The 20,677-nt window shown below is 57.6% G+C and carries 22 protein-coding genes and 1 tRNA gene; 2 read left to right on the top strand and 21 right to left on the bottom strand.

What is annotated here, in order from left to right; genetic code table 11:
• Positions 1–105: 105 nt before the first annotated feature.
• The 20 genes from RBB75_RS05960 to RBB75_RS05865 all read right to left on the bottom strand — a co-directional run bounded on the left by RBB75_RS05960 (position 106) and on the right by RBB75_RS05865 (position 18,835).
• Positions 106–2,142: a type IV secretory system conjugative DNA transfer family protein gene (locus tag RBB75_RS05960; RefSeq protein WP_353069857.1), complete on the bottom strand. Its 2,037-nt coding sequence runs from the start codon at positions 2,140–2,142 to the stop codon at positions 106–108.
• 17 nt (positions 2,143–2,159) lie between these two features.
• Entirely contained in the window at positions 2,160–2,468 is a 309-nt protein-coding gene (locus RBB75_RS05955; RefSeq protein WP_353069856.1) for a hypothetical protein, read from the bottom strand.
• Between the two features lie 298 nt (positions 2,469–2,766).
• Entirely contained in the window at positions 2,767–3,816 is a 1,050-nt protein-coding gene (locus tag RBB75_RS05950; protein ID WP_353069855.1) for a hypothetical protein, read from the bottom strand.
• Positions 3,813–4,871: a hypothetical protein gene (locus RBB75_RS05945; protein WP_353069854.1), complete on the bottom strand. Its 1,059-nt coding sequence runs from the start codon at positions 4,869–4,871 to the stop codon at positions 3,813–3,815. Before RBB75_RS05945 ends, RBB75_RS05950 begins: the two co-directional genes overlap by 4 nt.
• On the bottom strand, positions 4,868–5,161 hold the full coding sequence (locus RBB75_RS05940) for a hypothetical protein (protein ID WP_353069853.1): 294 nt from the start codon (positions 5,159–5,161) through the stop codon (positions 4,868–4,870). The genes RBB75_RS05945 and RBB75_RS05940 overlap by 4 nt, the downstream gene beginning before the upstream one ends.
• Positions 5,162–5,163: 2 nt before the next feature.
• Complete coding sequence (locus RBB75_RS05935) at positions 5,164–5,472, bottom strand: hypothetical protein (RefSeq protein ID WP_353069852.1); 309 nt, start codon at positions 5,470–5,472, stop codon at positions 5,164–5,166.
• Between the two features lie 89 nt (positions 5,473–5,561).
• Positions 5,562–5,957 carry a hypothetical protein gene (locus RBB75_RS05930; protein ID WP_179639757.1) on the bottom strand — a complete coding sequence of 132 codons (396 nt, stop codon included), beginning with the start codon at positions 5,955–5,957 and terminating at the stop codon, positions 5,562–5,564.
• A gap of 31 nt (positions 5,958–5,988) precedes the next feature.
• Positions 5,989–6,402: a single-stranded DNA-binding protein gene (locus RBB75_RS05925; RefSeq protein ID WP_353069851.1), complete on the bottom strand. Its 414-nt coding sequence runs from the start codon at positions 6,400–6,402 to the stop codon at positions 5,989–5,991.
• 587 nt (positions 6,403–6,989) lie between these two features.
• Positions 6,990–8,795 (bottom strand): DNA cytosine methyltransferase, encoded by a 1,806-nt coding sequence (gene dcm / locus RBB75_RS05920; protein WP_353069850.1) that lies wholly within the window; start codon positions 8,793–8,795, stop codon positions 6,990–6,992.
• The gene (locus tag RBB75_RS05915; protein ID WP_179639755.1) at positions 8,792–9,172 is read right to left on the bottom strand and encodes a hypothetical protein; all 381 of its coding nucleotides are present in this window, start codon (positions 9,170–9,172) and stop codon (positions 8,792–8,794) included. The genes dcm and RBB75_RS05915 overlap by 4 nt, the downstream gene beginning before the upstream one ends.
• Before the next feature lie 5 nt (positions 9,173–9,177).
• Complete coding sequence (locus RBB75_RS05910) at positions 9,178–9,861, bottom strand: VirB8/TrbF family protein (RefSeq protein WP_353069849.1); 684 nt, start codon at positions 9,859–9,861, stop codon at positions 9,178–9,180.
• 2 nt (positions 9,862–9,863) lie between these two features.
• Positions 9,864–10,685: a type IV secretion system protein gene (locus tag RBB75_RS05905; RefSeq protein ID WP_353069848.1), complete on the bottom strand. Its 822-nt coding sequence runs from the start codon at positions 10,683–10,685 to the stop codon at positions 9,864–9,866.
• 14 nt (positions 10,686–10,699) lie between these two features.
• A complete protein-coding gene (locus tag RBB75_RS05900) occupies positions 10,700–11,605 on the bottom strand; it encodes a hypothetical protein (protein ID WP_353069847.1) in 906 nt (301 codons plus the stop codon).
• 170 nt (positions 11,606–11,775) lie between these two features.
• Complete coding sequence (locus RBB75_RS05895; RefSeq protein ID WP_353069846.1) at positions 11,776–13,041, bottom strand: TrbI/VirB10 family protein; 1,266 nt, start codon at positions 13,039–13,041, stop codon at positions 11,776–11,778.
• Positions 13,042–13,049: 8 nt separating this feature from the next.
• Complete coding sequence (locus RBB75_RS05890; RefSeq protein WP_353069845.1) at positions 13,050–13,802, bottom strand: TrbG/VirB9 family P-type conjugative transfer protein; 753 nt, start codon at positions 13,800–13,802, stop codon at positions 13,050–13,052.
• 27 nt (positions 13,803–13,829) lie between these two features.
• Entirely contained in the window at positions 13,830–16,292 is a 2,463-nt protein-coding gene (locus RBB75_RS05885) for a VirB4 family type IV secretion system protein (protein ID WP_353069844.1), read from the bottom strand.
• On the bottom strand, positions 16,279–16,602 hold the full coding sequence (locus RBB75_RS05880) for a VirB3 family type IV secretion system protein (RefSeq protein WP_179639748.1): 324 nt from the start codon (positions 16,600–16,602) through the stop codon (positions 16,279–16,281). The genes RBB75_RS05885 and RBB75_RS05880 overlap by 14 nt, the downstream gene beginning before the upstream one ends.
• A 61-nt stretch (positions 16,603–16,663) precedes the next feature.
• Positions 16,664–16,990: a TrbC/VirB2 family protein gene (locus RBB75_RS05875; protein ID WP_179639747.1), complete on the bottom strand. Its 327-nt coding sequence runs from the start codon at positions 16,988–16,990 to the stop codon at positions 16,664–16,666.
• Between the two features lie 328 nt (positions 16,991–17,318).
• Positions 17,319–18,041, bottom strand: coding sequence for a DNA methyltransferase (locus RBB75_RS05870; protein WP_353069843.1), 723 nt, complete (start codon positions 18,039–18,041; stop codon positions 17,319–17,321).
• A 350-nt stretch (positions 18,042–18,391) separates the two neighbouring features.
• Positions 18,392–18,835, bottom strand: coding sequence for a hypothetical protein (locus tag RBB75_RS05865; RefSeq protein WP_353069842.1), 444 nt, complete (start codon positions 18,833–18,835; stop codon positions 18,392–18,394).
• 241 nt (positions 18,836–19,076) lie between these two features.
• Here RBB75_RS05865 and RBB75_RS05860 point away from each other — a divergent pair, with 241 nt between their 5' ends.
• Positions 19,077–19,286: a helix-turn-helix domain-containing protein gene (locus RBB75_RS05860; RefSeq protein WP_179639744.1), complete on the top strand. Its 210-nt coding sequence runs from the start codon at positions 19,077–19,079 to the stop codon at positions 19,284–19,286.
• A gap of 115 nt (positions 19,287–19,401) precedes the next feature.
• On the top strand, positions 19,402–20,592 hold the full coding sequence (locus RBB75_RS05855) for a tyrosine-type recombinase/integrase (protein ID WP_353069841.1): 1,191 nt from the start codon (positions 19,402–19,404) through the stop codon (positions 20,590–20,592).
• A 5-nt stretch (positions 20,593–20,597) separates the two neighbouring features.
• On the opposite strand, the gene RBB75_RS05850 is transcribed toward RBB75_RS05855, so the two are convergent.
• Positions 20,598–20,674: transfer RNA gene (locus RBB75_RS05850), tRNA-Val, on the bottom strand.
• Positions 20,675–20,677: the final 3 nt, after the last annotated feature.

Below are 20,677 nucleotides of genomic sequence, written 5' to 3'. Positions count from 1 at the left end.
GCGGTGGTAATGTGGGAATCGCAAAGCGATTTCCAAGGTCAGTGAGAAGGGAGGAAACGGCAGCGTTCTTTTTACGCTTTCCACTGCCCGTCATTTCCACCGCCTTCATATAGAAATCCTGTCCGGATTGAAGCCGATCTGCGCCTGCTCGAACCAGCTCATATTATTGGGCAGGAAATCAGGCTTGAGATAGCAATAGGTTGGTGGCAAAGGGCTGATGCCGTCGAACGCAACGACTACGGACTGTGCATTCTTCAGGTCGAAGAAGATCTTCTCTTCAAAGAGTGGTTCCTTATGTTTCTGGTACTGCTTTGAGGCAGAGACGGAACCTTTACTGGACGAGGTGCGGCCACTCAAAAGTCCAACATTTGCATTGGTGTTGGATTCAGAGACGGTGTAGCTGATCCGGGTACGGTCTGCTTTGCCGCACAACTCAGACGCGTATCGTGCCGTCTCTGGGTCTGTCGTTGTCAGAAAGACCTTGGTACGGAGAGCCTGTAGCAGGGTCATGACTCCTTCGTTGGGAAGAGCCTCTTTGAGGCTTGAGACGCTCTGGGTTGCGACAATGGGAATGCACTTCGGTTGCCGGGACATCGAGTAGAAGCGCTCATCGCCAGTCGGATTGTCACCACCGACCGTAGCGAAGTTCTGGTACTCGTCGCAGATGAATACCGTTGGACGGAAGTGCCGTTCGGGGTGAGCATCCATAATCGGGATGCGTAGCTGAACGGCACGCTGGTAGTCGATCTTCATGAAGGTGCCGATGGTCTTGGCGAGCGCGGGGTTGAGAGCCACCGGGAAGTTCAGGCCGACGATTCTGCCGGATTCGATCAGTTCGTCGAACGGTGGAAGTACCCGTCCTTTGAGGTCGGAGGAACAGGGTTTGCCTTCGTACAGCTCTTTGGGCGGACAGAAGACCCGACGGACCTTGGCGTCGGTCTCAAAGAGAGACAGAAAGACGACAATACCCTGCACGATCGAAGTCTTGACCTCGGAGCGAAAGAACTTCCAGTGTTCCCAGTACCAATACTGGACGCTCTCGAAAAGGTCTCGCTGTTCAGCTTGGTATGGCCTTCGAGTGTAAACAGCAAATTCTGCTGACGTGTGTTGGATCAGCAACTGTTCCAACGCCTCGGTCCAGGCTACGAGGTAAAGTTCCTCGTCTTCGCGCCACTCGAGTCCCAGCGGGGACAACAGACCCTCATGCTCCAGGTATGCTTCCTTATCGATACCGATATAGCTGGTTGTGCTGAAGCGCGTTCCAACTTCGATCATGAGTTCTTCGAGTCGTCCGGCGCTGATGACGGTGCGGAAGATATCGACCATCGTCAGGTATCCGTCGCGGATGCGGTGGAGCAGGATCACGTACCGGACAAGGTCTGTATAAGACTGCTGCCAGAAGGGCTCCTTACCCTTGCCCCATATCGAAGTAATGATGGAGGCGATGTTGAATGCCTGCGCGTAGGCGTCGAGAGTATTATTTAGCGGGTTATAGCGCAGATCGCCATCGAGGGAAATTTCGTCATAGTCGGTCTCTCGCCCGCACCACATAAGGATGCGTTGGAGTTGGCGGCATAGGTCCCCTTTGACCTCAAGGACGATGCCCGAGAGCTTTCTTTCCGGATCGTCGGCACGGTATGCGAATAACTGGCGCATCGCCGGCAGGATCAGGCCGAGGGTTTTGCCAGAGCCGATGGAACCGAAGGAGGCGATGCCGGTATAGAGACCCCGTTCCGGGATGGAGAGCCATCGCGGGGTCGGACTGGGTCGCGGAACGAGCTGACGATGTACCTCGCCAAGTACCAGCGATAGCTCCTGCCTGATGCGTGGATCGACGAATGGAGGCAGCGATCCGGCAGCCTGCTCCAGCTCTTTTCTATATATATGGACATAGATCAGAGAGAACATCATGGAGAACACTAGGAACGGTGTGCTGTAGAGGAACAGGTTATAGCTCCATACCAGATCGAGATAGATTGATGACCGTTCGAGTGAGATCAACCGCAGTAAAGGGTTCACCTGATTGATCGGGTAAAGACTATTAAGGACGATGCCGCAGGCTGCGCTGAGTCCAAGCGACAGCAGGATGCGGTACTCGACCAGGGGACGGACGATCTGTTGAAAAGTTGCGCTTAGACGCATACGGATCACGTCTCCTCTTAAGCGTGGGGCGTGCTGCTGTTTGGAGTGGAATCGATTTTGCGAACCGGTTCAGTTGCGCCTTTGATCGGCGTCGCCTGAATTTTTTGCTCGCTGGGAGGACGTGAGGACTGGCTGCCTTTGTACTTGAGGAAGTCCTCCTCCTGTGTCAGAGCGAAACGCAGAAGCTCGTTGATGATGTACTTGCGTTCGTTATCCGACCACTGACACATCAGGTCGATGTCGTTTGAGATGCTGTCCTCGATATTGGTCTTCAGGAGCACGAGCCGAACCTTACTGGCACCATGCTCGATCTTGAATCTACTCATTTGCAGTTTCCTCCGTGGCCGGGATACGGCCTCGTTTTGAACTTGTACCGGACTAATCCGGTACCTCCTCTAGCCAGAGCCAGGTACTCACCTCAGCCAAGTCAGGTACAGGCTTCGGACTGGACGAGGTACCAACTCTGGACCTGACGTGGTGTCTGATTGGGACAACGGCAGGTCGGGGGTGGGAGCGACCAGCGCGGCGAAGCCGACGCGGAAGTGCGGCGCACTGGGGTCGCTCCCACCCCCTGCATACACCCCTCCCTGACCCCATCCACTAGTGCAAATCTCTGTATATAAGTCACTTATCCTCCAACAAGGGGGTATTGTGGTGGATATGGTGATGGGTATCGTCATCCTCGACAGAGAAAGACTCGGGCTGCGTCGGATCTAATGGGTAGCGATAGAGGAGGACCAGAGTGGAGAAGGTCACACGCATGGACGTCTGGAGAAACCGTTGGCGGACCTTCTCCACTGTGGTGCTCCCCGCCTTCCACGCCGAGTAGAGAGCCTGGTGCTCCAGCGAGGTGTAGAGTGATTCGCCCTCCCGCAGAGTTTTCAGATCGCTCGACAGAACGCCGCGGCCACCCATCTCGGACTGCTGACGGACGGCGAGATATTCGAGGAAGTGATCGACGCCGAGCGGTGTCACGGCAGTGACTCCGCGCAGGCGGTCTGCGGGCAGAAAGCGGTTGAAGGTGGTTTTGGCTCTGGCGGAGTTACTGTTGGTGGCGGTGACGTAAACCAACTCGAACTCGCCGAGCGCCCCAAACAGTAGTTGGTACTGTTTGAGGTAGCGCTCGAAGCGAGCTGTTGTCGCCTGTCCCTCGTCGAAGAAGGCGAAGCGTGGAATGCCAGCGTTCGAGACGAGGATGGGGAACCCATCCGAGAAATACATCAGGCGTCCGGCGTGACTGCGAGGCAGCAGTTCCGACCGGACACCACACTGCGTAGTGAAGAAGTCAACTTTGTTGACTTCTTCAACGAGCATGTTCGCGCTTAGGTGTGCGAGGACGAAGTCCAGCACCATGAGGCGCGATTTGATGTGAGCGTCGCCCTTGATGCGGCGATTCTGGGAGTGTGGCCGTTCGATGGCGGCGTAAAGAGTCTTCGATTTCAGGTGGTAAATGTGCCAGCCCCGACCGCATTCGATGACCTGAATATGGTTATGTCGATCCGCTTTGCGGAGCATCCGATCAAGCGCAGTACCGCCGTCGCGACAAGCGAAGCGGTTGTACTGACGGCGCAGGAAGTAGCCGGAGTGAACGGCAACCAGATACAGAAATGAAGCCTCCCTTTCCAGGTAGCCGATGGCTTCGAGTGATGAGATCGGATCGTAGTCCATGGTCATAGCTCCAGAATGTCTCCCAGGGGATAGTGTTCGTCTTCGATCCTGGAGATGATGGTGGCTCGGTCTGCGGCAGAGGCATAGTTCCGGAAGCCAGCCTGGCCTTTGGATCGGAGATGGCCGGCATGGTAGGCGGCGGTTAGGACTTCGATGTCCTCGTGGCCGGTGCGTGATCGGTCGTCCGCATCTACGGTCTGCTCCATATCGCGGGGAAGGTCATATTCGATTCGAGCGTCAGGGATCTGGATTTTTCCATCGACGAACGGCAACTCCAGGCGTTCGGCGACCTCGTGCTTGATCTCGGCCATGTCGCGTTTGGGATCGGCTTTGCGTTCGGCGTGGATCGCCTTCTGTACCTGCGACTTGATCTCGAAATCGAGTTTCACTCGAAGATTCGAGCCACCCTTCTCCGTGATCTTCTGTACCTCTTTCCGATAAGCGCGGTAGATTTGGGAGTCGTGCTCCACCTCGCGCGGCTTTACTAGTCCTGCATAGAGCCTCTGGTCTTTCGGCAGGTCGCCCTGCTTGAGAAGCAAGCGGCGACCGTCCTGGGTCAAGGTGGCAACCTCGACGCGCTCAATCGTGCGCCGCCTTCCGTCGCGACGCAGATTGACCTGAGAGGTTTCGACGAGACCTTTGTCTCGGAGATACCAAAGGTCATTCTCAAGAGGACGTGATTTTCCGTTGTAAAGCGTCTCGCGGAGGTCCGCGACGCGGACGACGCGAAAGCGCCCAGCTTCGCTCAGGAGTTGTTTCTCTTCTGGGCGCAATTCAAGTCCGACGATGTTACTCGCTGTCCGAGACGGACGCCGAGGATCGGCGGATGGCTCGGGACGGCGACGGTCACGCGGAACATCTCGCGCACCCTTGTCACGCGGGCGTTTCTCCCGAGGACAGGTGCGGCGAAAGTCCTCATCCTTCACCTCCAGAGACTTTAGGCGATGGCGAATCGGGTTGTTAGGGACCTTGCGGGAGACGGACCATTCGCCGGGCTGTGGGGCAACGCGTTCGTCGCCATCGCGACGACGCGGCGGTTCCTGGGGGATGTCGATTCTCATGCGGCCTCCCCGTCATCGCCGCGCCCTGCGGGAGCGGGCGCGAAGTCAATCGCGGTCTGGGTATTCGCAGGCTTCGCGGACGACTTCTTCTGGCGGTTGGCTGGGGGAGAAGGCAAGATGGTTTCGTTAGAAACCGGTGGAGCCTTAGGGAGTTGGCCTACGACACGACGGACGTCGTAGTCGTCCACGTGCGTGAAACGGTTCATTTGCTTGTCGACAAACTCGCGCATTGCACGGATACTGGCGACAAGATCGGGCGTGCGCTCCATGTATTGGTCTTCGTTGGACATAGTTACTGTTCCTCCTCTGCACCACCGAAGCGAGAGAGAATCTCTTCGGAGAGTTCACTCTGTCCGGTCTGAATCTCCTGATCGAGATGCCGGAGCTTGCGACCGGCATCTCGGAGGAAGAACTTGCGCTCGATCCAGATGGTGACGCCAAGGATGTTGGCGAAGAGCAGAGCGCAGTAAAGCGCGATGCTCTGAAGATCGTGATGAAGAATGAAGCTGCGCCAGGGAGTGAGGAAGCGCAGTTCCGCGCTCAGCCAGAATCCGAGCGCGAGAAAGATCAGAGTGGCAACGAATACAGCGTTGGCGAACATTGGGTTCCTTTCCGCCGCGATGGCGAAGCGGGAATTTCAGAAAAGAGCGGAGAGGCGTTAGCCTCTCCGTGAAGAAGGCTGGACAGCGATTAGTTGTCGGCAACCTCGTATACTTCGCTTGGCGGATAGTCGAGTCGCTGAATCTTGATGGCATGTATCTCGAAGCCGCTCTCCTTCATCGCGAGTGGGTCTTCAGAGATCACGACTGGTTGGGGGTACTCGAAGTCTCTTAGCGTGCCCTCGATTTCGATGTAGTCACCCCGCTTCATGCCGCGCGTCAGACCGCACAAGAACGGGCCGGGACAGATGATCGTATGTTCGGCGGTATGAGAGAGCCAGTAGCTATCGCGTTTCACCCACTGACCGGCCTCGGTACATAGGGTGAGTACTGCGAACGACTCTGCCGTGATGCCATCCGATGGAGGCGCCTCGGCATCTCTGCCGAGGAACCCACGCAACGTAACACTGTTGGCGAAGAGATTCATGATTGCACCTCCCGAGGGAGGACAACACGGCCTAAGCCGCGTCGTCCTCCGTGACCGGCTCGGCGTCGAGGTTCTCTCCACGTGAGCTCTCGGGCTGCGCCAGCTTCTTGACGAGGCTGGCGCGTATCTCCCAACCACGACGCTTGAACGTGGTCTTCTTCTTGCCCTCACCGACCTCGGCGTCAAACTCGGTGCTGCGGAGCTCGCCCTCGATCTCGACGTAGTCGCCCTTCTTCAGGTTCTTCGCGTGGTCGGCGGGCTTGCCGAAGGTGACGATGCGGTGCCATTCGGTGTGGTTGACCCATTGCTCGATCTGCTTGTCCTTGTAGCCGGACTTGGTGGCAAGTGAGAGGACGGTGAAGGTCTTCTGCTGTTTGGTTGCGAAGTTCTCGGCGTCCTTGCCGAGGAAGCCCTTCAGAGTGATCTTGTTTTCGTAGAGTGCCATTGTGTTTCTCCTTGTTTGTATTTGCCCGGATTGCCCTCGGGACACTCTTGCGCGAAGCGACGGGAGGTGCCCCGCTCCCAAGTGCCAAGCGGCGCTTTTACGGAAGGTTCGGAAAATCTTTTCGTCCGCGTCTTGTGCGGAGTCTTGCCGAAAAGATTTTCTGAAAGCCGTAACCCGCAAGGGCGGCGAAGCCGAAGCAGAGACGCGCCGTGCCGCAGGGCGTGGGATAAGCACCGAGCGAGTGACCGAGGGTGAGCAGGGAAAATACGAGGAGGGATGGCGCTTTACGGAAACACCCGTCTGAAGAGATCCATCGCGTTCAGGACTTCTGTGCAATCGGACAGCAGTGGTGCCATGTCCGCTCGCCACCAAGTCCTGCTCCAAAAGCAGATCGTGGGTGAACCGCACCGATCGGTTGCTTCCATCGCCGTTTGCGTCCTGGCACGCGAAGAGCCTGTGTTTGGGCGACCGGCGAGAAGGCGAGTTGCACAGCGTGAACTCCGAAGCTGTGAGGGCAAGAAAAAGACCATAGCTTTTCCGTGATTGGGAGATACGCGCCAGTCTGTTCAGAATCTGCAAGCCGTTGCTCATTGGACCCTCTCGATACCGGGCCGGTCGCGGAGGACCTTATCGACTGCTGCAATCCGTTTCCCGATCCAATGCATGACCGGAACCGCCATCGAGTTACCGAGCGCTTTGTAGCGAGGGCCATCGGCTGCCATCTTGCCGCGATACTCGACCAGCGTGTAATCGTCTGGGAATCCCTGTAATCGCTCGCACTCGCGTGGAGCCAATCGCCGCACTGCCATCTGAGGCGTCATAACACCATCGACGCGCCCGCCCTCTCCGCCACGCTGAAGTGTTCCCGCTACATCGGTCGATGCAGTGAGTTCTCCAGACCAGGCGACAGACTGTTCCTGGAGCACCGCGGTAGTCGAGCTGTTCTCGATGCTTCCCGGAGCACGGGTCCGGAGGCTTCCTGCGGTTTCGGTGGATGAGGCTGCACTCGCGGTGCCGTCACTGCCGTGGAGCGTGAACGCAATCGTCGGGGCGTTGCGTCCGGTGGCATTGGAGTTGGTTCCGAGCGACTGCATTACATCGCCGCTGAGAACATCTCCTTCCTGATTCTGTGCGAAGGCGATCGCTACCTGGCCGCCACCGTTGGCATGGCTCCGATCAGGCCCAATGCTGCGCAATGTCGGTGCGACGTCATCCGCGTCAGCGCCATAAACTTTTGCGGAGAAGGCGACGTAGGATTGCTGCTTCGCGCCCGGTTGCGCAGACAGCGCTCCGACTGTCCTTCCGTCCCATCCATGCAGTCGTACTTCGTCCCGGCTGTTCTGCGCAAAGGCGACAGCCTGCGCCCCTCCACTCTCCAAGGTATGGGCAACATCGTCAGAGAACCCGCTACCATTCGACTGGGTATGCGCAGTACAGATGGCGACCGGCACGACGGACGTTCCACGCCCGGTGCCGTCCTCGCCCGCGTCGAAGCCATCGGCTGAGAGCGCATGAGCGATCAGTGTTTCTGTTTCGAAGTCCTGCCTGCCCATGCCACCAGCATTCGGGCAATGAGATATCTCATCGGTGGAGGAGAGGACTCCTGCGCCTAGTTGATTGCGGACGAACCCGTCCTTACATCCGGCATCGATGGTTGGGGCAGTGTCCGTGAGGCGACCGCCAGCAGGGCCGACTTCAACGCCTCCGGTAGCTCCTTGCCGCGCTTCTCGGCGCGGCGGAGGATACCCCGACAGGCTGTGGCGCTCAAATAATACCGCTGCGGCACCTCGCCAGCTTCCAAGACATCCGACAACGAAGACGCGGCGCGGTCGCTGGGGTACTCCGAAATACTGAGCGTCCAGAACTCTATAGGCGATCCCGTACCCGAGTTCGACCAGCATCCCGAGGAAGGCTCCAAACGTGCGTCCGTCATCGATCGACAGGACGCCGGGGACGTTCTCCCACACCAGCCATAGGGGCCGGAGTCGACCAGCAAGTCGAGCAAACTCGATGGTGAGGTTGCCACGCGGGTCATCCAGTCCCGCTCGCTTACCGGCGATGGAGAAAGATTGGCAAGGTGTTCCTCCGGCCAAAAGGTCGATTGCTCCGGCATCCTCAGCTCCAATCTTTGTGAAGTCTCCGGCATTGGTAACGGCGCCTCCGGCAGACAGAGCAACGATGTTGCGAATGGCTGCCGCGCGCTGCTTCGCCTCTTTCCGTGTGGGCGCATCGTGCGGACTGGGCATGTGGATGGGCCGCGATGCGCCATAGCGCGAGCACAGCAGCCAGCAACAGAAAGGATCAATCTCCGCGAACATGGCAGGTTGCCAGCCCAACGGGCCCCACGCAACCGAGACAGCCTCAATGCCTGAACACACGGACAGATACCTCATGCAGCGTTCCGGGGTCCGCGCTTTCTCGCGCAGAGCACATTGAGAGCGCTGAGGATGTGGGCCATCGAGGTATTGCGGCCATAGAGCACCATGTCTGCGTACCGGACGGGTGCGAGATCTCCTGCCCGATCCACCAGCAGCAAAGGTGTATGCAGGTCCGTTTCGAGCAAGCGATGGATCATCCTGCCTGCGAGATCACCTTGTCTTGCGTGGATCAGGATGCCGCAGACGAGGTGGCTCGCCATCATGACGGCAGCGGCGCTCCGACTGTCGTCAATGGCAGTGACATCGTAGGGTTGCAGGCGCAGCGCGAAGGCCGTGTTTGAGAGCAGTTCGCGGTCGGCGCAGTAAAGCAGTATGGGCATCTTCGATCGCATGATCGTTAGCTCCCGAATGCCTGATCCTCATGGACATAGCTGATGACCAGGCCGAGAGGATTGGTGAGTAACATCTTGTTTGGCACTTCATCACGGAAGCTGTAGACGACATTCGCAGTCCAGCATTCGCGTCGTTGTTCGTCCTGATCACCAAGCGAACGGAACACTTTCTCGAATTCGATATGGGCGCGATAGGGTGCCTCTCGCAGGTCTTCAAGAACGACGGCCTTGATTTCTATATCGACGGTCGACGTGCTCGGATCGAGAAGAAAGGTTTCGAGTGTCTTTGCTTTGGTGACGCGCAGGAGCGTAGCGCCCTGCAAGTCGTTCGAGAAGAAGTTGAGCGACTCGGTGAAGTCACGCTGGAGAGTAGCGTGATTGCGACCGTAATAAAGCTCCGTCCAGCGGGCGAGGTAATACTTGCTTACGCGATCGACCGGGACTTTGGAGAAGTCGGCGTAGCTCGACACCTGCCCGCGTCCGGCTTCCGAGACCGCGATGACTAGCGGCTTCAGCCGCAAGGCGGCGGTTTCGGCGCGATACAGAAGCGCAAGCGAAGCGAGCGTAACGACGGAGAGTACGAGCAGTGCCACCTTCAGATAGGTGTTGGTGACGACGGGCTCGGCGTACAACTCCAGGAACTTGTGTCCGGCATCGGTGGTTCTAAGCGTGTTATTCGTAGCTGTCATGATTACCTTCCCATTGGGTTAACCCAGGTGCCGCTGCGTCCGCTGAGGATCGCGCCGGTCAGCTCTGGGATTTTGACCAGTCCATAGATGCAGACAAAAAGAGTGATGAACAGCGCGGGTAGCTCCATCAGTGCATTCGAGATGCTGATGGTTCCGATGACCTGGAACATAGAGGTCAGCACCTTTGAAAAGACGAAGATGAACGCGGAGGCAATGACCTGATAGAAGCTGAAGCCGATAAAGGCTTTAAACCATCCCCAGAAGAGCCAGTCCATCTTGGGCACGATGAACCACGGGATAAAGACCGGACCTATCAGCACGCATACGGCGGCGGCGACGTAGCCATAGGAGATGACTGCGAAGGATACGGCCTGCATCGCCGCCAAAAGAATGGCAAGTATCAGGTACACCAGATCTTCGAGGATGTTGAAGTTACCCGGAGGCGCTCCAAGCTGCTGCTCGGCTGTGGTGACGGTGGTTGCGATCTGCTGTGTGGTATCGGACTCGATCTGGCCGGAGATGTTCAGGGTTTCTTTGGTGATCAGGTCGCTGAAGCTAAAGCCGACACCCGGGATCGGCGTCGAATAGTATGTCAGCATTCCCAGGCCAAATGAGATCAACAGGATCAGGTCGGCAAACTTGCCGAAATGAAATCCGCCGTGTCCCTGCGAGGCGGACAGGGCGGATTTGATCCCGAACCAGGCGATAAGAATAACGGCTAGACCACGGAACATATCAAGTCCCGCAGCCTGCAATGCAGCGCTGTTTGACGACAGAAGCTGACTGATGGCCTGGCCGAGAAAGGTAAACGAATTATCCTGCATGAACGGCCTCCGGCTTACTGTCCTGTGGTGCTGAGTGAGATCGCACGCAAGGACGTGCTCACGCCGTTGCTCACGTTCTGCATTGTGTTGGAGAAGTTTTGCTGGAAGTAAATGGAGTCATTGATGGCGCGGTTCTGCGCGTCAATCTGCTGCTTTTGGGCGAAAAGCTGTTGCTGGATCGAAGCCATGAGGAGTTGGTTGGTGTCCTGCTGGGAGTGAATCTGGAGCAGCGTGGCGGAGTTGATCTTGCCGAGCAGGGCATTCTGCGTCTGCTGGCTGGGATCGTTGGAGAAGGTGTCCGATTCGAGGTTGGCGAGCTTGGTTGCGAATGCCTCGGCATCGGCGCGAATCGTGCCCAGGGTCGAGAGTGTGCCGGTGGTCGTGCTTTGTGCTAACTCGGACGTGGCGTACTGGTTCGCGACTGTGGCTTGTGTTCTTGAATCGAGCGACGAGTAGGTCCCCGAGGGGTAGCTCTGAGGCTGCACGTAGGCGATGTTGTAACTCTGCTGTGCCTGGGACAGGCCACCGAAGTTCAGAGCATTTACCAGCGGAGACGTATTGCCGTAGGCATTTGGCGGAGCCGCGAGGCTCTGCCATTGCGACCAGTCAGCCTTATATCGCGCCTCAAGGTTTTGCGGCATCGTGGCCATTTGGTAGGCCAGGTTGTACATGGTCACGATCTGCGTCCTGGTCTGTTCCGCGGTGGTAAATATCTGGGATTCCTTGAGGAGATGTTGCTGCCAGTTATTGAGTTCGGTTGCCCACTTCTGAAGTTGCTGCTCGCCTTGCTGGATCTCCTGGACGGCATGGGCGCTCTGTGTGGGGTCGTAGACGATGCCTGATCCGAACTGCGCGTGCGCCGCAGGCGCGAGTGCAGTGAACAGGCCGAAGACAGGAAGTACAATCCTTACTGCTTTCATGGTGGAACCTCCGGTGCGTTACGGGTGGATGGATACGGGACGGGACGGAGAACGTGTTTCAACACGTTCGGGCGTCCTGTACCGATAGGGAGAGGGTTTGGGCGGCGGCGAGGGGGAGGCGCAGCCAACCACGAGCACGCAGCCGAGACAAAGGATGAGAGGGACACGCATCAGAACACCGCCGGCATGTCGTGGTTTTCGTAAGCGGGCAGCAGCATGTCCTGGATGATGTAGACCTTGATGCGGTGCCCCTCGAAGATCGTGTGCGTGGGCAGGACGTTGATGAAGCGGTCGAGCACGTTCGCGCTCGACTGTGAAAGGCTGGACGCTATGCCCTGGCGGTAGGCGTCCGAGCCGCTCTGGTTATAGCCGCTGTTCGTCGTGGACTCAGCGGCGCCGGCGATGACGCCGAGAGCAATGGATGTTCCGAAAACTTCGAGATAGTGGTTGTTGACTTTGCCTTTGACACCTGTCTCCCCGGCCTGATCGAGACCTTTGAACACATCGAGATCGACGGAGTATTTGTCCGGCATAAGCATCCGGTGGAAGGTGAGAGCCAGGCGCTTTTGGCCGAAGCTCGACACCTTCTGGGTATTTCCGAGAATGAAGGTTCCCTCGGGGATGACCACATGCTGACGGTCTTCGCTGTAGACGGGATTGGTGACCATGACCTTGAAGCTCCCCGCGAACTCTCCGTCGAGTCTGTCCACCAGAACGGTGTCGATCGTGGTGCCCTCGAAGATCGCAAAAGGCTGGCCGTGTGCTGAGTTGAGGCTCACCTCCGGCGCACGTTTATTCGCCGCGGTCTGCGAAGCAGAAGCCTGCGATGGCGAGTTCGCAGAATGAGCCGCAGGCGTGACCGAGTCGGACTCCGGGCGGGCGATCGCGTCAGCGGAGTCTTCAGGAGACGCCGATGGGCGCGAAGCGCCGATATCGGCGGAGACGAGGTTCGACGCGAATCTTGCCTTGAAGGCCATCGCCTTCTCCGCGTCCGCTATGGGATCGCGGGGAGGCTCCGTGGCCGCAGGCGTTACCGACTGCGCAGCAGGAGACGCCGGGCCACCCGCCTGTGTCGGAGCCTGGATGCCTGCAGTCGTGCCGGCAGCAGACGTTTTCTGCTGCTGGGTCTGCTGCTGGCTTTGTCGCTGCTCCGCAGTGAGGTTCTGCTCCAACTCTGCGATCTTGCGTGCGTTCGCATCGCTTGAAAACGGCGTGACGCTCGGCAAAGAGACAGGCGTGGTCTTCGCGTGGTTCTTCGAGAACATGACCGCGAGCAGAATGAGCACGGCGAGTCCTGCAACGACGTAGCCCTGCGCCTGTTTGGGGACGACACCCTCCGGCAAAGCGCGCTTGTCGCGCAGGGCCGGAGGGACTTTTGTCTGAGGTGCAGCAGCCTGCACCTCGGATACTTCGGGGATCTGTTTTTCTTCTGGCACGTTGCCTCCTATTTGTCTTTGTGGTCGAAGCTGAGCTTGTGTTTGCCGATCTCGAGGTAGCCGTGATCGACCACAGTGGGGATGACATAGGTGCCGTCGAGCAGCTGGAAGGTGATCAGGTCGGGCTTCTTATCCTTCAGCTCGTAGATGGAGAACTTCTCTGACGCCGACGACTTGATGTAGGTGAACTTGTCATCGTGATAGATCGCCGAGACATCGAAAGGGCTCTCGGTGCGGTAGGTGTAGTCAAACTTCAAAGCCTTGACCGGATAGTCGGCGCGGAACTGTTCGACGGCACTCGCTGCATGAGTCTGGGCAAGTCGCGCCTGCTCCTGAGCAGCAATCACTTCCGACGCGGAGACCAGCTTGCCTGCGTTGCCGGCGGCAAATAAGGACTGGTCGGACGGCTCGATAACGATCTTCAGGTCGGGATCGGCGGGCCCGGCTTCATCGAGGGTGAATGAATAGATGCTGCCCCTGTCGGTAATCAGGTCCAGGCTGGAGTGGATGCCAGCCTTCGCAGGATGCACAAAGCAATAGTTTCCGACCGTATCGACGATCCAGAAGTCTTTGTCGCCGGTGGCTGCATCCAGAATCTTCTCTGTTGGCGGAAGCTGAATGAGTGTTGTGTAGCTCATCTTGCCGCGGACATTCACGATGTCGTTGGCGTGGTATTTGACGATGCGGGCGGTGGTCTGCTGGCCGTGAGCGACGGTTGCAGCAAGGCCGAGTAGAAGAGGGATGATGGGTGCAGAAGGCATGAGATCTCCTTTGAGGGTCGAGTTGGGTTATGAGCTGAGCGGGTTCGGGTAGTCCTGGGCGAGCCGGATCAAGCCTTGCTCCGGCCCAAAGCGGGCAAAATAATCCTGTTTGCGAACGTTGTCGCGAGCGTTGTTGGTAGCCATCCAATACCCGAGCGCATCGACTTCGAGGACCAGCTTCTTCGTACCGCGCGGCTGTATTAACAGCAGCTCGCGCTTGGGTACAAGCGACTCGAACAGCTCAAGCTGCGTGTCATTGAGCTGGAAGACCTCGGCATAGAGTTTGCGATCGATGTTTGGATTGGCCAGAAAGATCTTGGTGGGACAGGACTCGTTGATGATGTTGAGAACGCCCGCATCGGCTAACTCCACGACCGACTGCGTCGCCAGAATCATGGCGGCATTTTTCTTACGCCACGTCCGTGCTGCCCGCACCACCCAATCGCGGATGATTGCGTTCTTCAGGAAGATCGAGGCTTCGTCGGCGAGAAACACTTTGAAGATTGCGGCATTCGTCGCCTTTTCAATCTCCGATGAGGCCCTTTGGAGCACGTAAAAGAGCAGCGGCTCCAGGATGTCGGGATAGTCCGACCAGCCATCGAAGTTGAAAGTCTGGAAGCGGGCGAAGGTCAGGGTGTCCTCGGCGTTGTCGAAGAGGTAGCCGAACTGACCTTTACCTAGCCATCGTTGCAGCCGCTCACCCAGAGGCCCGAGGATGGAGGCGAAGTTGGATAGGGTCCGTATCTCGCGCGGGAGTTTATAAGCACGCTCGATCGTGGCGAAGAGCGATTTTTCATCGTCGCCTGTCAACGTGTACTTCCCCTGGCCTTCGATCAAAACCCTCATGAATAGGTAGAGAAAGTTCAGGTTCTCGTATGTGGGTGCGAGCGAGAAAGGATTAATACTGAAGCCGGGAGTCTTGAGTCCGACGTTCAGGCAGGTGCCTCCGAAAGTCCGCGTCAAAGCCTCGTAGCTGCCACCGACATCGAAGATAAAGGTCAGCGGGGCATACTTCTGCAGTGATTGAATGATGAACCCCAGGGTGAAGGATTTGCCCGCGCCCGTTGCGCCGAGCAATAGGGTGTGGGCAACATCTCCCGCATGGAGGTTCAGGTAGTACGGTGTTCCATGCGTCGATTCAAGGAGAGAGAGATACTCGCGATCGAGATGCCCGTTCCACGGCGATCCGGTATTGATCGTGAAGAGGAAGGATAGATCGGCATAGTTGGAGTTGAGCGCCCACTGCTTCCGGAGATTGAACTGTTTATTTCCCGGCACAGTAGCGAAGAACGCATTGAGAAGGTTGTAACGTTCCTCGTATAGCAACCCATCGTGCTGTGTGAATAACTTCTGAAACTCGGCGACGGCATGTTCGACCTTCAGGCGGTCCTCGTCGTAAATCACGACGGAGAACGTGAACTCGCCGAAGTTCTTGCCTTCCATACCAATGGCCGTCAGGGCCGAGCCCAGCTCGGCGACCGCCGCTTCCTTCGAGTCATCGACCAACTCGTCCTTCGGTCCGGCGTTCTGCCGGTCCTGGAGGTTCGAGACAAAGCTGGTCTTGGAGTTGTGGTGATGGCGGCGACGCGAAGCGATCTCCTTGCGCGCCTTCGCGTTGTCTACCGGATGCCATTCGGTGACGACATGGAAGTTGGCTGGAATGTCGAGCAGACTACGCAACTGCAGTGGCCGCGTCTCGCTGGGCATCTCCTTCAGCGTGAGGACGCGGACGAAGCAGTCGTCAAGACGCAGATAGCCACGGTGCGCCTCTAACTCCGAGTCGCATGCCTGCCGGTCGAGATGACGCGAGCCGCGAAGCGGAGCGTCATCGATTTTGGAGGGGCGGAAGTTGACGAGACGCCGGACAAGCCGGAAGGTCGTCTCCGCCCCTGACAGCTCGATCTTCATCAGATCGTTAAGCTGTCCACTCAAACTCTGAACTTTTTGCTGCAGGCGCAAACGGTCGCGTTCGATCTGCTCAGAGAGCAGGGTGCGCTCTTTGTTGCCTGAGAACAGAGCGCGCAGTTCGCGCAGCGACGAACTCGGCTGTTTCGGTAGTTGCGCCAGCGCATGGAGGAAGCTCGTCTTTGCATAGCTGCCGTCCACCATGACGATCCAGTAGATCTCGATGGAATAGAGCCGATCGGATTTCGACTGGAGAAACGCAGCGCGTTGTTCTGCGGCGGCGCGGACGAGTGGGTCGTCGTACTCGGCATAAGAGATCTCCGGCCGATTGTGTTTGAACAGGATCTGGTAGAGGCGCGTCTTGTCGTCGAGAGACCGCAGAGCGGCTTCGAGCCGCTTCACCGCGTAGTCGCGTCCAGCATGATCGAGACTCTCGTAGTCGATCCCACCGACTTTGAGTACGACGCCCAGGTCGCCTGTCTTCGTCAGGAAGCTGTGTTCGTCCCAGAAGCCGTACAGGTTGAGTTGTGCGGCGAAGGAGCCTGCTTCCATCCAATCTTTCGTGATGTTTTCAATTCTGAACATTGCGTGTCCTGACGCTGATTGCGGTGGACTCCCACTTCATGGAGTCGTAGCGCCTGTGGAACTTTGCGGAGTTGAAGAGGATGCGAAGGATCTCTACGTCGTGCTTCGTGGCGACTTGCGCAATGATGACCCCAACGATGAACAGGCCTATGCCACCGACCAGCGAGTGCAGCATGGAGAAGATCGCGCCGCCTGTAATCAGCGCAACAAAGAAAAGTCGCCGTTCTGCGCCTAACACGGTCAGCGGGCGGTTCATCGCCTTGAAGACCCTATTTCTACGTGCGTCGCGTTGTGAACCGCCCTCTGCCATGCGCTACCTCCCTTCTGCCCACCATCCTTGGGTTGTGATTGAGCCTGCCGTCAAAACACTGCTACGGAAAGAGCCAGGCCATGAAGTTCACAGCGCCGATGGCCATGCCTATGCCGAAGACGATGCCGGCGAGCATCTTCTTCGACTGGCCTTCGCCGTAGGCGAACATCAGGCCTCCGACGACAATGGCCACGAGCGACAGACCCTGTGCGATGGGGCCAGTGAACGAGGTCTTGAGGGCGTTGACCGCGTTCTCCCATGGACTAGCGCCGGTCTGGGCGTAGACCGGCAGAGCGGCAAGGAACATCAGCGTTGGAATGGCCCACCTCCGGCATTGCGAACGCAATCGCCGGAAGTGAAGCCGTTTGGTGGGAAGGCTGGGTTGCATGTCTGCTCCTTTCGTTTGCATCTCCGGCGAGTGAGCACTCTCCGTTGCAACGACTGGAGCGACAGTAGGCGACAAAAGGGAGGTCGATTATTACCTTTTGCGACGCATTATTGCGTTAAAAGCAATAATCCAGAGACACAGTTTGCGAACGAAAAAACACATCATGAGAAGGGGAAGATGGGCTTCAGCTACCGCGCCGCGCAGGCGCAGAGCCTGGCATTCCCACCATGACTGGCAAAGAATCCGCGGGCGTGCTGCGGGTCAAGGCAACGATCATGCGACTCAGAGCGACTGCTCGCATTGAGGCGCGACCGGCATGCGGATAACATCACACTCGCGTAGGAATGCCCGAACCAGAAGATCGTCTTACGGCGACCCTCTGGTGGACTCTCTTTAAGCGTTCGCTGGCCTGCTGGAAGTACACGTCATCCATCTCCACGCCGATGTACTCACGACCCGTAAGGAGCGATGCGGCGCAGGTGCTTCCGCTTCCAGCGAAGGGATCAAGGACGTTCTCTCCTGGAATGGAGAAACTGCGGATCAGTTGTGCGAGTGCTGATACCGGCTTCTGCGTGGGATGAAGCTTGTTGCCGCTGTAGGGCATATCCATCACATCGCCGAGCGGCTGCTTCGGGAGTGGCGGCCTGCCCTTCGCTAGTAGGAATGCCTGCTCGTGCTGATAGCGGAGGAACCTGCTCTTCGAGCTATAGCTCTTGCGAAATACGATGTGTCCGACAGGGTGGAAACCTGCGCTGCGCCAAGCTTCGAAGAACGCATCGATCTTCGTCCACCCGTAGAACACGACGGCGACGCGGTCCTGCTTTAGTACACGATACGCTTCTGCCATCGCGGGTTTGAGCCAGCTCTCATCGACGTCGTTCTGAATCGTGCGTCCACTGCGATCACGGTAGTTCACGAGATACGGTGGATCGGTTAGTATGAAATCGACGCTATTCGCGAGCATCTGACGCATGACTTCGATGCAGTTGCCGTAAAGGATCTGGTTGTTGAAGTTGCTCTGCTGTGCGGTTGCTACGGTCGTGGTTGCCATCTCTGAATCTCCTCTTGATCCCTTGCCTCTGAAGGCGCTCGGGACACACCACGCGAAGCGATGCGAGGGACCCGCCTCCCAAGGCAAGCGGGTGCATTTTCGTGAGGGCCGAAAGAATGTTCTGTGTTCTTTGCAGAAGATTGTTTTGGAGAGACCCGAAACCCGGAGGGCGGCTGTCAGGCCGAAGCAGAGCCCGCCCCGTCCGAAGGGCGGCGGACCAGGCCCGAAGTAGTGTCCGCGCGCGCGAATGAAGAGCAATGGAGTTGCGGGGATCAGTATTGGCAATCACTCAAGTGCTGCAGGAACGTCTTCGAGAATCGCTCCTTCAGACATTTCGAAGACGCAGACTTTTACTGAACGATTCCAGACTGCCCGCCCATCAGCATGGTTGCGATCAGAGTGACTCGCTGGACAACGTCTTCAGGCAAAACCTTAGCGATAGGTTGGGCCGCATCGATCTCGTCCTGCGGAGGGACCTGAATGAATTCTTCGTCGCAGGCGGATAGTTCGTTTGAATTGAGAAGGCGGATGAACTCAGCTTTGTTCTCAGTCGAATTGAACGAGAACAGCAGCTCGTACGCGTCCGCTCGAGGATCACCCAAAAGGGCCAGCATTCGGGTGTCGGTCATTTGCGCATACGCCAGCATGTACCCGATCCGCTCTGCGGCCTGCGTGCGGTCTTCGACGTCATCTTTTGGCAGAAACTCGATGAGGACGATCCAATCGCTTTCCTCAAGCCAGTGCGGTGGGGTTGGCGGCATACCGCCTGGCGGAATGATGGGTGTGCTGCTCATCGATGAAATCGATCATCGCGCATAACCGGGCAAGACTCAAGCTGAAGGCTTTAACAATTGTGGTCGCGATGCAACACAGTGTGGCTCTGGATTATTGCCTCAGATGGAATAATGCGTCGCAAAAGGTAATAATCGCCGCCATAATTTCAACCTATCGTCTGGCTATGGGCGCTACGGAGCGCAATTGATCGCACTTCCCAATCTCGCGAAATCCGGGAAAACGTGCCGATAGGAGACGAAGATGCAAAAGCAAGAAGACGATCAGATGAAGGCGGCCGAGATCTTCGAGCCTTTACTGGACAGCCAGCAGGCTGCGGAACTAATGCGTGTGCATCCCGAGACGGTAAAGCGAAGAGCACGGCGAGGGGAGATTCCCGGCCTCAAATTCGGGAAATTATGGCGTTTTCGCGCCTCCGGCCTGGAGGGCTATATCCGCAATTTAATGCAGTAATTTGCGACCCAACTGCTGAAAATATGGCACCATCGAAATCAGCGGTCTGTGGCCAACGAAACGGGAGGACTTTATGTTTCGAAGGGCACGATACCAACAAGGAATGATCAACCGCATGAAGAGGAAGCAGGGCCCGGACTGCTGGATCTTCCGCTGGCGTGAGACCGATGCCAGCGGAAAACGGGTTCGCCGCAAGGTGGTTCTCGGAACGGTCGAGAAGTATCCCACCGAATCGAGCGCCATAAGGGCTGCCGAATCTTTACGCATCACCATCAACGAAGAGCAGCCCCGGTTCCCTCAGCAGCCGGTCTCGGTCGCCGCTCTCATCACACACTTCAAGCAGCATGAACTGGGTGCTATGCAGGAAGACGACGAAGGCCGGGCATACTCAACGCGGATCGTCTACAAAGACTTTCTTCGATTGTATGTCGAGCCCAAGTGGGGCGACGCAGGGCTGCGTGAGGTGCGGGCAGTAGCTGTCGAGAAGTGGCTTCGCACCCTGCCCATTGCAAAGGGAACCAAGTCGAAGGTCCGCAACATTATGAGCGTTCTGTTTAATCACGCGATCCGGCACGAGTTCCTTCCACAGAACTCAAACCCCATCTCGATGGTGCGGCAGAGTGCGAAGCGGAAGTCCATTCCGGACATCCTCGATGTGGCAGAACTGGTCGCTTTATTCGAGGAGCTTTCACGCCGGGAACGGGTGATGGTGTTGCTCGACGCGCTGACCGGTCTTCGCCGCGGCGAGCTGATGGCTCTGAAGTGGAAGGATGCCAACCTCGAGGAACTGGAACTTGCTGTCACGCGGTCGATCTACCGGCAGGTAGTGGGACCGTGCAAGACGGAGGCCTCGATGAAGCCGGTTCCTCTTGATCCTTGGATCGCCGAGGAGCTGCTGACTTGGAGACGCGCTTCTCCCTACAACCAGCCGGAGGACTGGATCTTCGCCAGCACGCGGAAGAAGGGGAAGCAGCCTTATAGCCCTGATGCCATCCTCAAACGATGCATCCGCCCCGCAGCGACGCGGGCAAAGATCACGAAGCGAATTGGCTGGCACACCTTCCGGCGGACCTTCTCGACTTTGCTGAAGGCCAACGGCGAAGACGTCAAGGTGATACAGGAACTATTGCGGCACGCGAGCGCGAAGATCACGCTCGATGTGTACGCGCAGGCTGTCACACCGGACAAGCGGCGGGCGCAGTCGAAGGTGGCGGAGATGCTGCGGGCGGGAAGGGGAATGGCGGAGAAATGCTTATTGGACCCTTCTGGACCCTCGGCTATTTCTAAGGAGGTTGTAAGTGATTGAAGATATGGTAGGCACGAGCGGATTCGAACCGCTGACCTCTACCGTGTCAAGGTAGCGCTCTAACCAACTGAGCTACGCGCCTGTG

It is taken from the genome of Tunturibacter empetritectus (assembly GCF_040358985.1).
Lineage (GTDB): Bacteria > Acidobacteriota > Terriglobia > Terriglobales > Acidobacteriaceae > Edaphobacter > Edaphobacter empetritectus.
Note: the sequence above shows the minus strand (reverse complement) of the source record. Positions and strands in the feature narration are given on the sequence as shown.

Excerpts from the sequence above, each read along its gene's own strand:
- RBB75_RS05960 (WP_353069857.1), bottom strand. The coding sequence starts at position 2,142 with ATGCGTCTAAGCGCAACTTTTCAACAGATCGTCCGTCCCCTGGTCGAG.
- RBB75_RS05955 (WP_353069856.1), bottom strand. The coding sequence starts at position 2,468 with ATGAGTAGATTCAAGATCGAGCATGGTGCCAGTAAGGTTCGGCTCGTG.
- RBB75_RS05950 (WP_353069855.1), bottom strand. The coding sequence starts at position 3,816 with ATGACCATGGACTACGATCCGATCTCATCACTCGAAGCCATCGGCTAC.
- RBB75_RS05945 (WP_353069854.1), bottom strand. The coding sequence starts at position 4,871 with ATGAGAATCGACATCCCCCAGGAACCGCCGCGTCGTCGCGATGGCGAC.
- RBB75_RS05940 (WP_353069853.1), bottom strand. The coding sequence starts at position 5,161 with ATGTCCAACGAAGACCAATACATGGAGCGCACGCCCGATCTTGTCGCC.
- RBB75_RS05935 (WP_353069852.1), bottom strand. The coding sequence starts at position 5,472 with ATGTTCGCCAACGCTGTATTCGTTGCCACTCTGATCTTTCTCGCGCTC.
- RBB75_RS05930 (WP_179639757.1), bottom strand. The coding sequence starts at position 5,957 with ATGAATCTCTTCGCCAACAGTGTTACGTTGCGTGGGTTCCTCGGCAGA.
- RBB75_RS05925 (WP_353069851.1), bottom strand. The coding sequence starts at position 6,402 with ATGGCACTCTACGAAAACAAGATCACTCTGAAGGGCTTCCTCGGCAAG.
- dcm (WP_353069850.1), bottom strand. The coding sequence starts at position 8,795 with ATGAGGTATCTGTCCGTGTGTTCAGGCATTGAGGCTGTCTCGGTTGCG.
- RBB75_RS05915 (WP_179639755.1), bottom strand. The coding sequence starts at position 9,172 with ATGCGATCGAAGATGCCCATACTGCTTTACTGCGCCGACCGCGAACTG.
- RBB75_RS05910 (WP_353069849.1), bottom strand. The coding sequence starts at position 9,861 with ATGACAGCTACGAATAACACGCTTAGAACCACCGATGCCGGACACAAG.
- RBB75_RS05905 (WP_353069848.1), bottom strand. The coding sequence starts at position 10,685 with ATGCAGGATAATTCGTTTACCTTTCTCGGCCAGGCCATCAGTCAGCTT.
- RBB75_RS05900 (WP_353069847.1), bottom strand. The coding sequence starts at position 11,605 with ATGAAAGCAGTAAGGATTGTACTTCCTGTCTTCGGCCTGTTCACTGCA.
- RBB75_RS05890 (WP_353069845.1), bottom strand. The coding sequence starts at position 13,802 with ATGCCTTCTGCACCCATCATCCCTCTTCTACTCGGCCTTGCTGCAACC.
- RBB75_RS05885 (WP_353069844.1), bottom strand. The coding sequence starts at position 16,292 with ATGTTCAGAATTGAAAACATCACGAAAGATTGGATGGAAGCAGGCTCC.
- RBB75_RS05880 (WP_179639748.1), bottom strand. The coding sequence starts at position 16,602 with ATGGCAGAGGGCGGTTCACAACGCGACGCACGTAGAAATAGGGTCTTC.
- RBB75_RS05875 (WP_179639747.1), bottom strand. The coding sequence starts at position 16,990 with ATGCAACCCAGCCTTCCCACCAAACGGCTTCACTTCCGGCGATTGCGT.
- RBB75_RS05870 (WP_353069843.1), bottom strand. The coding sequence starts at position 18,041 with ATGGCAACCACGACCGTAGCAACCGCACAGCAGAGCAACTTCAACAAC.
- RBB75_RS05865 (WP_353069842.1), bottom strand. The coding sequence starts at position 18,835 with ATGAGCAGCACACCCATCATTCCGCCAGGCGGTATGCCGCCAACCCCA.
- RBB75_RS05860 (WP_179639744.1), top strand. The coding sequence starts at position 19,077 with ATGCAAAAGCAAGAAGACGATCAGATGAAGGCGGCCGAGATCTTCGAG.
- RBB75_RS05855 (WP_353069841.1), top strand. The coding sequence starts at position 19,402 with ATGAAGAGGAAGCAGGGCCCGGACTGCTGGATCTTCCGCTGGCGTGAG.